The sequence below is a fragment of the Niveispirillum irakense DSM 11586 genome (genome assembly GCF_000429645.1).
GTDB lineage: Bacteria > Pseudomonadota > Alphaproteobacteria > Azospirillales > Azospirillaceae > Niveispirillum > Niveispirillum irakense.
Genome location: NZ_KE386934.1, coordinates 451,865 through 465,790, shown reverse-complemented (window position 1 = coordinate 465,790; position 13,926 = coordinate 451,865). Strand labels below are relative to the sequence as shown.

Genomic DNA, 13,926 nt, shown 5'->3' with positions numbered 1-13,926 from the left:
GGGGGAACGCTTGGGTTCGGTTTCCAGGTTCGCGGCGCTGTGCTTGCTGTTCGGCGGCACGACCGCAACGTCCGTCATCGCGCTGTCCAGCGGCGCCATGGCCCAGGAGGCGTTTGATGGCGGCATCATTCGCGACATCCGTGTCGAGGGCACGCAGCGCATCGAGGGGACGACTGTCCGCTCGTACCTGACGGTGCAGCCCGGTGACCCGTTCGATCCGGCCAAGATCGACCAGTCGCTGAAGTCGCTTTTTGCGACCGGTCTGTTCGCTGACGTTTCGCTTCGCCGCGACGCAGGCACGCTGGTCATTGCGGTGGTGGAAAATCCCATCATCAACCGCATTGCCTTCGAAGGAAATAAGCGGGTCAAGACCGAGGATATTGCGCCAGAGGTGCAACTGCGCCCGCGCACGGTCTATACCCGGTCCCGCGTGCAGGCGGACCTGGAGCGTATCCAGGAAATCTACCGCCGCAAGGGCCGCTTTGCCGCCCGGATCGAGCCGAAGATCGTTCAGCTTGAGCAGAACCGTGTCGATCTGATTTTCGAGATCGACGAAGGCCAGATGACCGGCGTGGAATCGATCAGCTTCGTCAATAACAACATTTATGACGATGACGATCTGCGCGACATCATGATCACCAAGGAATCGCGCTGGTGGCGGTTCCTGTCGTCCAACGACAATTATGATCCGGAGCGTCTGCGCTACGACCAGGAACAGATCCGCCGTCACTACCTGCGCAATGGCTATGCCGATTTCAAGGTGCTGACGGCCGTGGCGGAACTGACGCCCGACCGCGAGGATTTCTTCATCACCGTCACGGTGGATGAGGGCAAGCGCTACAAGTTCGGCAAGATCGAGATCACCAGCGACATCCCCGGTGTCGATGTTGGTCCGCTCTATCAGGCGCTGAATACCGTCAGCGGCGAATGGTACAATGGCGACAAGATCGAGGAATCGATCACCGCCCTGACCGACCGCCTTGGCGATCTGCAATATGCGTTCGTCGATATCGACCCGCTGCTGGAGCGGAACCAGGAAGATCAGACGATCGATCTGGTGTTCGAACTGAAGGAGACGCCGCGCGTCTTCGTTGAGCGGATCGACATTGTCGGCAACTATTCCACGCTCGACAAGGTGATCCGGCGCGAAATGCTGCTGGTCGAAGGCGACCCGTTCAGTATTTCCAAGATCAGACGGTCCGAACAGCGCGTGAAAGATCTCGGTTATTTCCTGGAAGCCACCGTGAAGACGGCTGAAGGCAGTAACCGTGACCAGACCGTTGTTACGGTGGAAGTGGAAGAGCAGCCGACCGGTGAAATCCAGCTCGGTGCCGGCTATTCCACGACCGATGGTGCACTGCTGGACTTCTCGATCCGTCAGCGCAACCTCTTGGGCAAGGGCCAGGATCTCCGCCTGTCCACCCTGCTGTCATCACGCAGTTTCGAGGTCGATCTGGGCTTTACGGAGCCCTATTTCCTCGACCGCGATCTGGCCGCCGGCGTCGATGTGTTCCGCGTGGTGCGCGATAACCGTGACAGCATCGCTTATGACCTGGAAAGCACCGGCGTGGTGCTGCGCATGGGCTATCCCCTGTCGGAACGGTTGCGTCAGCGTGTGTCCTACTCGCTGTCGCAGAACAAGATCGACAATGTCTATTTCGGCTCCTCGCGCTTCTTGCTGGACCAGCTTGGCTCGACCATCACCTCGTCGGTGGAAAGCCAGTTGCTCTATGACGCGCGTGACAGTCGTCTGGAACCGACGTCGGGTTACTACTTCCTGATTTCCAATGAGTTTGCCGGCCTGGGCGGTGATACGCGCTATCTGCGTAACCGCGTCACCGCTGGTAACTACTGGGAGCCGTTTGAAGAGGTGGTACTGGGCCTGACGACGGAAGCTGGTCATATCTGGGGCATGGGCAAGCGCCTGCGCATTAATGACCGGTTCTTCCTGGGTGGCGATACGCTGCGCGGCTTCGAGATTGGTGGTATCGGTCCGCGTAACGTGCCCGACCCCAATAATCCGAATAACAGCGACGCGTTGGGCGGCACGATCTTCACCCGTGCCAGCCTGGAACTGACCACCAAGCTCGGCCTGCCGGACGAGTTGGGCGTGAAGGCCCACGCCTTCTACGATGCTGGTACCTTGACCGCATCGAAGGAGACGCCGGGCCAGGGTGACGTGTTCCGCGACAGCAACAAGATCCGCATGGCCGCCGGTGTGGGTGTGTCCTGGAAATCGCCGTTCGGCCCCATCCGTCTCGACTTGGCCTATCCGATTGCCAAGGAAGATTATGACCAGACCGAGACGCTGAAATTCAGCTTCGGTACGCGCTTCTGATGCGGGGGGCGGCTTTGTTCCGACCCCATTATCTGGCAGTTGCCGGCCTGACCCTTGCGGTCGGGCCGGTGGCCTTTATGGGCCCTGCTTATGCACAGGGTTCCCCCCTGCAATCGGCCCCTCATGTGACGCTGGTTCAGGATGGCCCCGTGGTGGCCCAGCCCACGGCCAGTACGGCGCCTGCGTCACCGGGGCGGCGTGGTGGCCTGCCTTATGCCCAGGTGGCCATTGTCGATATTCCCCGCATCCTTCAGGAAGCGGCGGTGATGCAATCCATCCAGCAGCAGCTTGATGCGCAGAAGGACCAGTTCCAGCGCGAGGTGGCGGCGCAACAGGAAACGCTGCGTCTGGCCGAACAGGATCTGGCGCGCATGCGCCAGACCGTGGCGGCTGAGGAGTTCGACCGCAAGCGGACAGAATTCGAATCCCAGGTCTCTGCCATGGGGCGAGCGCTGCAGGAACGGACCCGCCGCTTGGATGTGGCTTTCAACCAGGCGCGCAATTCCGCCATCAATACGCTGGACCAGGTGATTGCGGAGGTCGCCAAGGAAACGGGCGCCACGCTGGTCATCTCACGCCAGTTCATCGTCTATCAATCAGGCAATGCCGGCGATATCACGCTGGAAGTGTTGGAGCGGATGAATGCCCGCCTGCCAACAATCGCCGTCAATCTACCGCCCCCCTGATCCCATCTGCGGAGCCGATCATGGCTGATCCCCGTTTCTTCGACCGCGCCGGCCCTTTCACGCTCGCGGCGCTGGCAACCCTTTCCGGCAGCGAACTGGCCCCCGGTGCCGATCCGGACTTGCTGCTGAACGACGTAGCCTCCCTGGATGCGGCGGGGGAGGGGCAACTCTCTTTCCTGGATAATCGGAAATATGTCGAGGCGTTCAACGCCTCCAAGGCGGCTGCCTGCGTGGTGCATCCGGCCCTGGCTGACAAGGCACCGGCGGGGATGGCGCTGCTTTTGTCCAAGAAGCCGTACCGGTCCTATGCCTTGTGCGCGCAGGCCTTTTATCCTTTGCCCCAGGCCAATGGCCTGATTTCTGCCGCGGCCCATGTGGACCCCGCCGCTGTGCTGGGCCAGGATGTGGAGATTGCAGCCGGCGCGGTGGTGGAAGCGGGGGCCGTGCTGGGCGACCGGGTGCGCGTGGCCCCCAACGCCGTGATCGGACGGAATGTGCAGATCGGTGCCGACAGCATCATCGGTGCGTGCGCTTCACTGTCCCACTGCATCATCGGCGCGCGGGTGATGATCTATCCCGGCGCCCGTATCGGGCAGGACGGTTTTGGCTTTGCCATGGATATTGACCGCCATGTCCGGGTGCCCCAGCTCGGCCGCGTCATCATTGAAGACGACGTGGAAGTGGGGGCCAATGTCACCATCGACCGCGGTGCCGGCCCCGATACGGTGATCGGCCGGGGTTGTATGATTGATAATCTGGTGCAGATCGGGCACAACGTCCAGCTCGGGGCAGGCTGCGTCATCGTGGCCCAGTCCGGAATTTCGGGAAGTACCAAGTTTGGCCATCATGCCGTGCTGGCGGCGCAGGCGGGCGTTGCCGGTCATTTGACCATCGGCGCCGGGGCGCGTATCGCGGCACAAAGCGGCGTCATGCGGGACGTGGAGCCCGGCACGGAGGTGTTTGGCACCCCCGCTTTGCCGAAGCGCCAATATTTCCGCCAGGTCGCCATGATGGGCCGGCTTGTCAGGGGCAAAAGTGGACAAGGCGATGAACGCGACGGCGGATAATCAGGTTTTGGAACAGCTCGACATCCTGCGGATCATGCAGATGATCCCGCATCGCTATCCGATGCTGTTGGTGGACAAGGTACGGGATATCGTGTCGGGCGAAAGCTGCACCGGCATCAAGAATGTCACCGTGAATGAGCCGATCTTCACCGGCCATTTCCCGCAGAAGCCGGTATTTCCCGGTGTCATGATCGTGGAAGCGATGGCCCAGACCTCGGCCATCCTGGTGATGCACACGCTGGGTCAGGAGGCGGAAGGCCGTCTGGTCTATTTCATGGGGATTGAGGAGGCGAAATTCCGCCGCCCCATCGTTCCCGGCGACCAGATCCATATCAAGGTCCAGCGCCTGCAGAACCGCCGCAATGTGTGGAAGTTCAAGGGTGAGGCCTATGTGGATGGCAATCTGCACGCCGAAGCCACTTATTCTGCCATGATTGTCATGGATAGCGAGAAGGCGTGAGGCTTTGCCGGGATGGCTATCATCCCGGCAGCCCCCCAATCCCCCTTCGACGGAATGACCCGGACATGAGCAGCAATATCCATCCCTCTTCCATCATCGACCCTGCCGCCCGGATCGGCGAAGGCGTGACCATCGGTCCGTTCTGCGTCGTCGGCCCCGATGTGGTGCTGGGGGACAATGTCCGGCTGGTCAGTCACGTCTCGGTAGAGGGACGGACCCGCATTGGCTCCGGCACGGTGGTTTATCCTTTTGCGTCCCTGGGGCATCCGCCACAGGACCTGAAATATAAGGGCGAGCCGTCGGAACTGATCATCGGGTCCAACAATCGTATCCGGGAGCAGGTGACCATGAATCCCGGCACCGAGGGTGGCGGCATGGTCACACGCGTGGGCGATGGCGGCCTGTTCATGGTCGGTGTCCATATCGGCCATGACTGCATCGTCGGCAATAATGTGATTTTCGCCAACAACGCGACGCTGGGCGGTCATGTCGAGGTGGGGGATCATGCTGTGCTGGGCGGCCTGTCAGCGGTGCATCAATGGGTCCGCATCGGCGCCCATGCCATGATCGGCGGCATGTCCGGCGTTGAGGCTGACGTGATCCCCTATGGTCTGGTGAAGGGCGAACGCGCCTTCCTGGCCGGGCTTAACCTGGTCGGGCTGGAGCGTCGCGGTTTCTCGCGGGAGCAGATCGGCGCGTTGCGCAATGGCTTCAAGCGTATTTTCACCACGGCTGATGGCACGATGGCGGAGCGTATGGAAGCAGCGGGCAAGGAGTTCGCCGACAGTGAGTTGGTCGCGTCCATGCTGGATTTCCTGGCCAAGCGCGGGTCGCGCGCCCTGACCCTGCCGCGCTGAGGCGGCATCATGGCGCCGAAGCTCGGCATCCTGGCAGGCGGGGGCGATCTGCCGGCCAATCTTGTTGAGACCTGCCGCCGGGACGGGCGGGACTTTTTTCTGATCGCGCTGGAAGGGCAGGCGACGCCGGAATGGTTGTCGCCCGACATTCCCCATGCCTGGTTCCGCCTGGGGGCGGCAGGGGCCATCCTGGATCGGTTGAAGGCCGAGGGGGTGGGCGACATTGTCATGGCTGGCCGCGTTCGCCGGCCCTCCCTGACCGAATTGCGTCCCGACTGGAAGGCTACCCAGTTCTTCGCCCGCATCGGCCTGAAGGCCCTGGGTGATGATGGATTGCTGCGCGGCGTGGCTCAGGTGCTGGAGGAAGAGGGGTTCCGCGTCGTCGGCGTGCAAACCCTGATCACCGGCCTTCTGACCCCGGAAGGCCCGCTCGGTACGCACCGGGCGGATGAGCAGGCGCTGGCTGATATTGCCCATGGCATCACGGTTGCCCGGGCGCTCGGGGGCCTGGATATCGGCCAGTCGGTTGTGGTGCAGCAGGGCGTGGTGCTGGGCGTTGAGGCGATTGAGGGTACCGATGCGCTGATCCAGCGTTGCGGCGCCCTGCGCCGACCAGGGCCGGGGCCGGTGCTGGTGAAATGTGCCAAGCCACAACAGGATCGGCGGCTGGATTTGCCGGCCCTGGGTCCGGATACGGTGGATAATTGTATCGCGGCCGGTTTTGCCGGGATTGCCGCCCAGGCCGGCAACACCCTTTTCCTGGGCCGCGACAAAGCGGTGACAGCCGCTGATGCCGCCGGCCTGTTCCTGCTGGGGATCACGCCATGACCGCACCGCTGATTTTTCTCGTCGCGGGAGAGCCGTCGGGCGATGTGTTGGGCGCCCGTCTGATGGCGGGGCTGAAAGAGGTGACCGGCGGGCAGGTGCGCTTTGCCGGTATCGGCGGGGAGCGTATGATCGCGGAAGGGCTGACCAGCCTTTTCCCGATGGAGGAACTGACCCTGTTCGGTCTTGCCGAACTTCTGCCGAAGCTGCCCAATATCCTGCGCCGCATCCGGCAGACGGCTGATACCGTGCTGGCCCTGAAGCCGGATGCGGTTGTCACCATTGATGCGCCGGATTTTTGTTTCCGGGTGGCGAAGAAGGTTCGCAAGGCGGACCCCTCGATCAAGCTGATCCATTATGTGGCGCCGACCGTCTGGGCCTGGCGGCCGGGACGGGCAAAGAAGATCGCGGCCTTCCTGGATCACCTGCTGGTACTGCTGCCCTTTGAGCCGCCTTACTTTGAGAAGGTGGGGTTGCCGGCCACTTTTGTCGGCCATTCCATCGTCGAGGCCGGGGTTGAGCAGGGGGATGGCGCAGCCTTCCGCGCCCGGCACGGCATCCCGGCGGATACCCGGTTGCTGACGGTTCTTCCCGGCAGCCGGCGCAGCGAGATCAAGGTTCTGTTGCCTGATTTCGGCCATACGCTGTCCATTCTGGCGGGCCGCCATTCTGATCTGCGCGTTGTGGTGCCGACCTTGGGCAAGGTTGCCGGTGCCGTCCGGGAAGCCATTGCCGGCTGGCCGCTGGCCCCGATTGTGGTGGAAGGCGACCGGGAAAAATATGATGCCTTTGCGGCCAGCACGGCGGCCTTGGCAGCAAGCGGTACTGTGGCCCTGGAGCTGGCGCTGGCACGTCTGCCGGCCATTATCGCCTATCGCATTCACCCGCTGACCTACCGGCTTTACCGACGGTTGATCCGGGTCAAATACGCCAATCTGGTTAACATCATGCAAGACCAGATGCTGGTGCCGGAATATTTGCAGGGTGATTGCGTGCCGGACAAGCTGGCGGATGCGGTTGACCGCCTGCTGTGTGACCCGGCGGCGCGGCAGCACCAGATTGACGGCGTGGCCGAGGTGGCCCGCTGGCTGGGGCAGGGCGACGCGCGCGCGCCAAGCCGTCGTGCAGCCCAGGTTGTGCTGAATGTCATCGGCCACCAAGCGGACGGCGCTGTCTTTTAGTCGATGGCGTAAAGCGAACAGACTAATCTTAAGGGATTCCTTAACAGGAACCGTGGTCGTTCTATGATAAAAGTATGGAGTGCCTCCCCGCGATAGCCTGAGGATGAAGACGTTATGGCAATGACTTGCCCTGAATGCGAAACATTGCCTTTCTCCATATTTTCACAGAATCTCGTGCTTATCCGTCTGCCCACCGCCCATAGCGTTTCCAAGATGCGGACAATCGTCCAATGCCTGGGGGTGGATACGGGACGGATGGAGGACCCGCTCTGCTATCGTTTTTACTTGTCGGAAACCACGCTGATTGAACTGATGGTGGCTTTGTCAGACGGGTTGACGGGGGAGGAGCTTGCCCATTCCCGTTGTGTCATCCTGCCTGTGGATCGGGAGCCTGGGATCAGCGACCTGTTGGCGGCCATCACGCTACGTCAGGCGATTGCCAATATCCGTGGTCAGTGGTTGACCCAGCTTTTGCAGGAAGATCGCTATTTTTCCATGTTGCAGCCGATCTATGGCGCAGATGGGGCGCCCTTTGGCTATGAGGCCCTGTTTCGGGGCCGGTCTGAGGAGGGGAACATCCTGGCGCCCCATGCCTTGTTCGGCATGGCGGAGGAAGCGGGGCTATTATTCGCGCTGGACCTGAAGGCCCGCCAGTCGGCCATCAACACCATGGCCCGCCGACCGAATGATGGGGCGCATCTCTTCGTAAATTTTAATCCATCTTCTATCTATGACCCGGATTTCTGCCTGCGGACAACGCGGGATCTGGTTCGCCGTGTTGGGTTGATTCCGGAGAATATCGTCTTTGAAGTGACAGAGACGACGCGGGCCCATGATGAGAACCATCTGCGGGCCATCCTTGATTATTATCGGGCGGCAGGTTTCCAGGTGGCTCTGGACGATATTGGCGCGGGCTTTTCCGGGCTCAACCTGCTTCAGCTTCTGCAGCCGGATTTCATGAAGATCGATATGGCCCTGATCCGTGATGTCGATACGGATGGCTATAAGCAGAGCATTGTCCGCCATCTGATCGGCATCGCGCATGATTGCGGCGCGAAGGTCGTGGCGGAAGGGATCGAGACCGGCGGGGAACTGGCCTGGGTACGCGACGCAGGGGCCGATCTTGTGCAGGGATACCTTCTGGGCCGCCCCATGGCCGTAGCCTGACGACGGGGAATAATCCGGCGGTTCATCTCCGGCAGCCCGTTTGTGGGTCGCCAGGGGGCCGGAAAGTGTCCGGTCTTAACGGTAGTAAAAAGCCGAATAGCCCAGCAATCCGATGATCCCCAGGATCAATCCCAGCTTGGCGATGCGCGCCAGCCTTTTGCCGATGGGCGCGGGATTGTCGTTGACCGGGGCGGGCGGGCGCCATCTGAACGGTCTGGCACCAGAAAACAGATAAGAATCGCGGGCGGCCCCATTGGGGCCGCCCGTTTGATGCCGCTTATGCTGCTGCTCAGCCACGCTCGTTCAGCGGGGTGAAGTCCCGCACCGTGTGACCGGTATAGAGCTGGCGCGGGCGACCGATCTTCTGGCCGGGATCCTCGATCATCTCCTTCCACTGGCTGATCCAGCCGACGGTACGGGCCAGCGCGAACAGCACGGTGAACATGCTGGTCGGGAAGCCAATCGCCTTCAGGATGATGCCGGAATAGAAGTCCACGTTCGGGTACAGCTTCTTCTCGATGAAATATTCATCGGAAAGGGCGATACGCTCCAGCTCCACCGCGATGTCCAGCAGCGGATCGTCCTTGATGCCCAGTTCGGCCAGCACTTCCTTACAGGTCTGCTGCATCACCTTGGCGCGCGGGTCATAATTCTTATAGACCCGGTGACCAAAGCCCATCAGACGGAAATTGTCGTTCTTGTCCTTGGCGCGCTTGATGAATTCCGGAATGCGATCAACGGTCTTGATCTCTTCCAGCATCTTCAGCACGGCTTCGTTCGCACCACCATGGGCGGGACCCCACAGGGAGGCGATGCCGGCGGCGATACAGGCGAACGGGTTGGCGCCCGACGAACCAGCCAGACGGACGGTGGAGGTCGAAGCGTTCTGCTCGTGATCGGCGTGCAGGATGAAGATCTTGTCCATCGCCTCGGCGATGACCGGGTTCACCTTATATTCCTCGCACGGGACCGCGAAGGTCATGTACAGGAAGTTCTCAGCAAAACCGAGGTCATTGCGCGGATAGACGAAAGGCTGACCGACCGAATATTTGTAGGCCATGGCAGCAATGGTCGGCACCTTGGCGATCAGCCGGTGCGACGCGATGATGCGCTGGGTCGGGTCGTTGATGTCCGTGCTGTCATGATAGAAGGCCGACAGGGCGCCGACGACGCCGCACATGATGGCCATCGGGTGGGCATCGCGGCGGAAGCCACGGAAGAAGTTCGCCAACTGCTCATGCACCATGGTGTGGCGCGTGATGGTCTGTTCGAACTTGGCCTTCTGCTCGGCATTCGGCAGTTCGCCATTCAGCAGCAGGTAGCAGACTTCCAGGAAGTCGCTCTTCTCGGCCAACTGCTCGATCGGGTAGCCGCGATGCAGCAGCACGCCTTCATCGCCATCAATGTAGGTGATCGCCGATTCGCAGGAGCCGGTGGACGTGAAGCCGGGATCGTAGGTGAAGCACCCGGTGGCCGCATAGAGCTTGCGGATGTCGATGACGTCCGGTCCCGTCGCGCCGTGCAGGATGGGCAAGGTCACTTGCTTGCCGTTCCGGTTATCGATCAGGGTCACCGTATCGGCGGTTCCATCGCCCGCCGTCTGGGGAGTCTGGCTCATGTCGGCACGTCCTCAAGGGTTTCTTGGGTGGGGCGCTGCCCCGGGTTCTTTATTTTCGGGCGGAGTGTAATGCCGCAACGCAGCGAGCGCAACGCAACAGCACGACTTTAATCACCCCTTTGTCACATCTTCCAGTCGCGCAAGGCTCTCTACACGACCGAGAATTTCCGCCACCTCGAAAATCGGCGGCGAAACGGTGCTGCCGGTCAGGGCCGCGCGCAGGGGCTGGGCCAGTTTCCCCAGCTTCAGTCCCGTACGCTCCGCCTGCTCCCGAACGATCTGTTCCAGGGCAGCGGCGGTCCATTCGGTACTTGCGGCGAACGCTTCTGCCAGCGCGCCAAGCTGCGACCGTGCATCGGCCGTCAGCAGGCCCGCCGCCTTTTCATCAAGCGGCAGCGGACGATTTGCAAAGAGATAAAGCGACCCGTCCGCCAGTTCCACCAGAGTTTTCACCCTGGGCTTGAAGCCGGGCACGGATTGCAGCAGACGATCCTTATCAGCCGGCGTCAGGGCGCGGCCCAGGCGCTGTTCAATGAAGGGAACGGTCAAGTCCACCAGCCGTGCGTCGGAGGCCTCGCGGATATAATGGCCGTTCAGATTTTCCATCTTGGCGAAGTCCAGCCGCGAGGGCGACCGGCCAATCCCTTCCAGATCAAACCACTCAATCGCCTGTTCGGTCGGGATGATCTCCGCATCGCCATGCCCCCAGCCCAGACGCAGCAGATAATTGCGCATCGTTTCCGGCAGGAAGCCCATGTCGCGGTAAGCTTCAATCCCCAGCGCCCCATGGCGCTTGGACAGCTTGGCCCCGTCCGGACCGTGGATCAGCGGGATATGGGCGAATTCCGGCGCCTTCCAACCCATGGCATTGTAAATCTGGAGCTGGCGGAACGTGTTGGTCAGGTGGTCATCACCACGCACCACATGGGTCACGCCCATGTCATAATCGTCCACCACCACGGCCAGCAGATATGTAGGCGTGCCGTCGGACCGCAGCAGAATCAGATCATCCAACTGGCTGTTCTGCACCCGCACTTCACCCTGCACATGGTCCTTGACCACGGTTTCGCCTTCACGCGGGGCCTTCAGGCGGATGGCAGGGGCAATCCCGGCGGGGGCTTCTGACGGGTCACGGTCGCGCCAGCGGCCATCATAGCGCGGCTGCTGGCCGGCGGCCTTCTGCGCCTCGCGCATCGCATCCAGTTCTTCCGGCGTGCAGTAGCAGCGATAGGCGCTGCCATTGGCCAGCATTTCCTCCACCACGGCGGCGTGGCGGTCCTTGCGTTCAAACTGGCTGATCGCGTCGCCGTCCCAATCCAGGCCCAGCCACTTCAACCCGTCCAGGATCGCATCCACGGCAGCCTGGGTGGAACGGGCGCGGTCGGTATCCTCGATGCGCAGCAGGAACTTGCCGCCATGCCGGCGCGCCAGTAGCCAGTTGAACAAGGCGGTCCGGCCACCACCAATATGCAGAAAACCAGTGGGTGATGGCGCGAAACGGGTGACAATCGTCATGATTAATACAATCTTCTGCAAGGAAAAGGGTCCGCTGCGGCTGGTTTAGCACAGCCAGGGGGCTTATGCACCGTGACGGGCATCACGCATGGGACAAAGCACGCAATCAGGATTTGCGGGGCGGAGGGCGGCAATGTCGCTTGCCCTGCCGCTGGGGCGTCCTATCTGGGATTGGCTGGGGGCGTCGATCCTGGCGGAACAGGGACGCTGGCTGCTTTGGTCGCCTGTCACGCTGGGGGCCGGGATCGGCTTTTACTTCGCCTTGCCGGCGGAGCCACCGGCCTGGATCGCCCCTGTCCTGCTTGCCATGCTGTTTTTCGTCGAACTGAGGCTGCGGCGATTCCGACCGCTGGCTGTTCAGGCGATGGTCATTCTGCTGGTCATGCCCGTGCTGGGCCTGCTGGCGGCACAGATACGCACAGATCAGGTGCGTGCCCCGGTGCTGGCGGCGGAGATCGGGCCAGTTGACGTGATCGGCACCGTTATCGCGCAGGAACCGCTGGAAAAAGGCGGCCGTATCCTGATGCAGGATCTCACCATTCCAGGCCTTGCCACATCGCAGACGCCGGCCCGCGCCCGCATCCGCCTGCGTGCCGATGATAATCTGCCCAAGCCGGGGCAGCGCGTCAGGGTATGGGCGGTGATCGGCCCTCCGGGTGATGCGGTGGAGCCGGGCGCCTTTGATTTTCGCCGCCACCTCTATTTCCAGAAGATCGGTGCGGTCGGCTATGCCAGGGGGCGGGTGCAGGTGCGGGGGATGGCGCCCGATCCGCCTTTTACCGTGCGGCTGGAAGGCCTGCGTCAGGCCATGGCGGGCAAGGTGGACGCGCGGTTGGACGGGGCTGTATCGGGTATGACCGCTGCCCTGCTCAATGGCCAGCCCAGCGCCATTCCCGAAGCGGATCTGGAGGCGATGCGGCAATCCGGTTTGCAGCATCTGCTTTCCATCTCGGGCCTGCATGTCGGGCTGGTGGCGGGGCTGGTCCTGCTGGCGGTGCGGGCGTTGCTGGCCCTGTGGCCGCCTTTCGCCCTGCGCTATCCGATCAAGAAATTCGCGGCCATCATCGCGCTGGCGGCGGCCTTCTTCTATATGCTGATGGTCGGGTCGCCGGTGCCGACCCAGCGGTCGGTTCTGATGACCGGTGTCATGCTGCTGGCCATCCTGGCGGATCGCAATCCCTTCTCCATCCGCGTCATTGCGGTGGCGGCGCTGGCGGTGATGCTGACCCAGCCGGAAGCCATCCTTGGCCCCAGCTTCCAGATGTCCTTTGCTGCCGTGGCAGCCTTGATTCTGGTTTATGAGGCGATCACCCCGATCCTGGCCCGCTATCCGCGGGGGGAGGGGCGGGTGGGGCGCATCCTGCGCGGGGCGATCGGGCTTGCCTTCACCTCGCTCGTCGCCAGCCTCGCGACCACGCCCTATGGCCTGTACCATTTCCAGCAGATGGCCAATTACGGGGTGCTGGCCAACATGATCGCCGTGCCCGTCACCTCCTTCTGGGTCATGCCCTGGGGCTTGCTGGTTTATCTGTTGATGCCGCTGGGGCTGGAGGGGCCAGCCATCATCGCCATGGGCTGGGGCGTGGAGTTGATCCTGTGGACTGCCCATTGGGTAACGGGCCTGCCGGGGGCGGCGGTGCGGGTGCCGGCAATCCCGCTCTGGGGCATGGCGGCTTTTACCGTGGGTGCTTTGTGGATCGGCCTGTGGCAGGGCCGGTGGCGGTGGCTGGGTGGCTTGGGGATTGGTGCGGCCCTTCTCTCCCTCCCGCTGGCGCCGATGCCGGATATCCGGGTCAGCAGCGACGGGGTGGTGGCGGCCATCCGCACCCAGGATGGCGGGCTGCTGGTTTCCACCCGGCGGGCCAGCCGTTTCGACAGCGATGCCTGGGCGCAGCGCGATGGGTTGGCCAACCCGCCCAAACGCTGGCAGCCTGCCGGCAGTCCGGCGGATGGGCTGCGCTGCGACGGTGAAACCTGCCTTTACGAGAAAGACGGCCAGCAGGTGGCCCTTTTGCTGGGGCCGGGTGCCGCCTGCCCGACGGGCGCGGGGGCTGTGCTGGCCTTGCGTGGCGCACCGGACTGTCCCGGGCCGATCATCGTGGGTCCTGCGGAGCGGGCGGCCCATGGGGCCCATGCGCTTTATCTTGATCCGGCCGGAATCAGGCTGGCGAAGGTACGCCCCGAACCGGGCGCGCGGCCCTGGTATTAACCA

At 62.5% G+C, this 13,926-nt stretch carries 11 protein-coding genes; 9 read left to right on the top strand and 2 right to left on the bottom strand.

Going from position 1 to position 13,926, the window contains the following annotated elements; genetic code table 11:
• Positions 1–10: 10 nt before the first annotated feature.
• The 8 genes from bamA (at position 11) to G473_RS0121130 (ending at position 8,581) form a co-directional block, all read left to right on the top strand.
• A complete protein-coding gene (gene bamA / locus G473_RS0121165) occupies positions 11–2,338 on the top strand; it encodes an outer membrane protein assembly factor BamA (protein ID WP_029014748.1) in 2,328 nt (775 codons plus the stop codon).
• Between the two features lie 14 nt (positions 2,339–2,352).
• Entirely contained in the window at positions 2,353–3,024 is a 672-nt protein-coding gene (locus G473_RS0121160) for an OmpH family outer membrane protein (protein ID WP_161631026.1), read from the top strand.
• 20 nt (positions 3,025–3,044) lie between these two features.
• Positions 3,045–4,091 carry a UDP-3-O-(3-hydroxymyristoyl)glucosamine N-acyltransferase gene (gene lpxD / locus G473_RS0121155; RefSeq protein ID WP_029014746.1) on the top strand — a complete coding sequence of 349 codons (1,047 nt, stop codon included), beginning with the start codon at positions 3,045–3,047 and terminating at the stop codon, positions 4,089–4,091.
• On the top strand, positions 4,072–4,551 hold the full coding sequence (gene fabZ, locus G473_RS0121150) for a 3-hydroxyacyl-ACP dehydratase FabZ (RefSeq protein ID WP_029014745.1): 480 nt from the start codon (positions 4,072–4,074) through the stop codon (positions 4,549–4,551). Before lpxD ends, fabZ begins: the two co-directional genes overlap by 20 nt.
• Before the next feature lie 65 nt (positions 4,552–4,616).
• Positions 4,617–5,408, top strand: coding sequence for an acyl-ACP--UDP-N-acetylglucosamine O-acyltransferase (lpxA, locus tag G473_RS0121145; RefSeq protein ID WP_029014744.1), 792 nt, complete (start codon positions 4,617–4,619; stop codon positions 5,406–5,408).
• Positions 5,409–5,417: 9 nt separating this feature from the next.
• Complete coding sequence (locus G473_RS0121140; RefSeq protein ID WP_029014743.1) at positions 5,418–6,236, top strand: LpxI family protein; 819 nt, start codon at positions 5,418–5,420, stop codon at positions 6,234–6,236.
• Entirely contained in the window at positions 6,233–7,414 is a 1,182-nt protein-coding gene (gene lpxB, locus G473_RS0121135; RefSeq protein ID WP_029014742.1) for a lipid-A-disaccharide synthase, read from the top strand. The genes G473_RS0121140 and lpxB overlap by 4 nt, the downstream gene beginning before the upstream one ends.
• A 213-nt stretch (positions 7,415–7,627) precedes the next feature.
• Positions 7,628–8,581, top strand: a complete 954-nt coding sequence (locus tag G473_RS0121130; RefSeq protein ID WP_161631025.1) for an EAL domain-containing protein — start codon at positions 7,628–7,630, stop codon at positions 8,579–8,581.
• Between the two features lie 289 nt (positions 8,582–8,870).
• On the opposite strand, the gene gltA is transcribed toward G473_RS0121130, so the two are convergent.
• Both gltA and gltX read right to left on the bottom strand, forming a co-directional pair.
• Entirely contained in the window at positions 8,871–10,199 is a 1,329-nt protein-coding gene (gene gltA, locus G473_RS0121120) for a citrate synthase (protein ID WP_029014739.1), read from the bottom strand.
• A gap of 111 nt (positions 10,200–10,310) precedes the next feature.
• Positions 10,311–11,714: a glutamate--tRNA ligase gene (gltX, locus tag G473_RS0121115; RefSeq protein WP_029014738.1), complete on the bottom strand. Its 1,404-nt coding sequence runs from the start codon at positions 11,712–11,714 to the stop codon at positions 10,311–10,313.
• A 133-nt stretch (positions 11,715–11,847) separates the two neighbouring features.
• Between gltX and G473_RS28220 the strand changes: the two genes are divergently transcribed.
• Positions 11,848–13,923, top strand: coding sequence for a ComEC/Rec2 family competence protein (locus tag G473_RS28220; RefSeq protein WP_051330545.1), 2,076 nt, complete (start codon positions 11,848–11,850; stop codon positions 13,921–13,923).
• Positions 13,924–13,926: the final 3 nt, after the last annotated feature.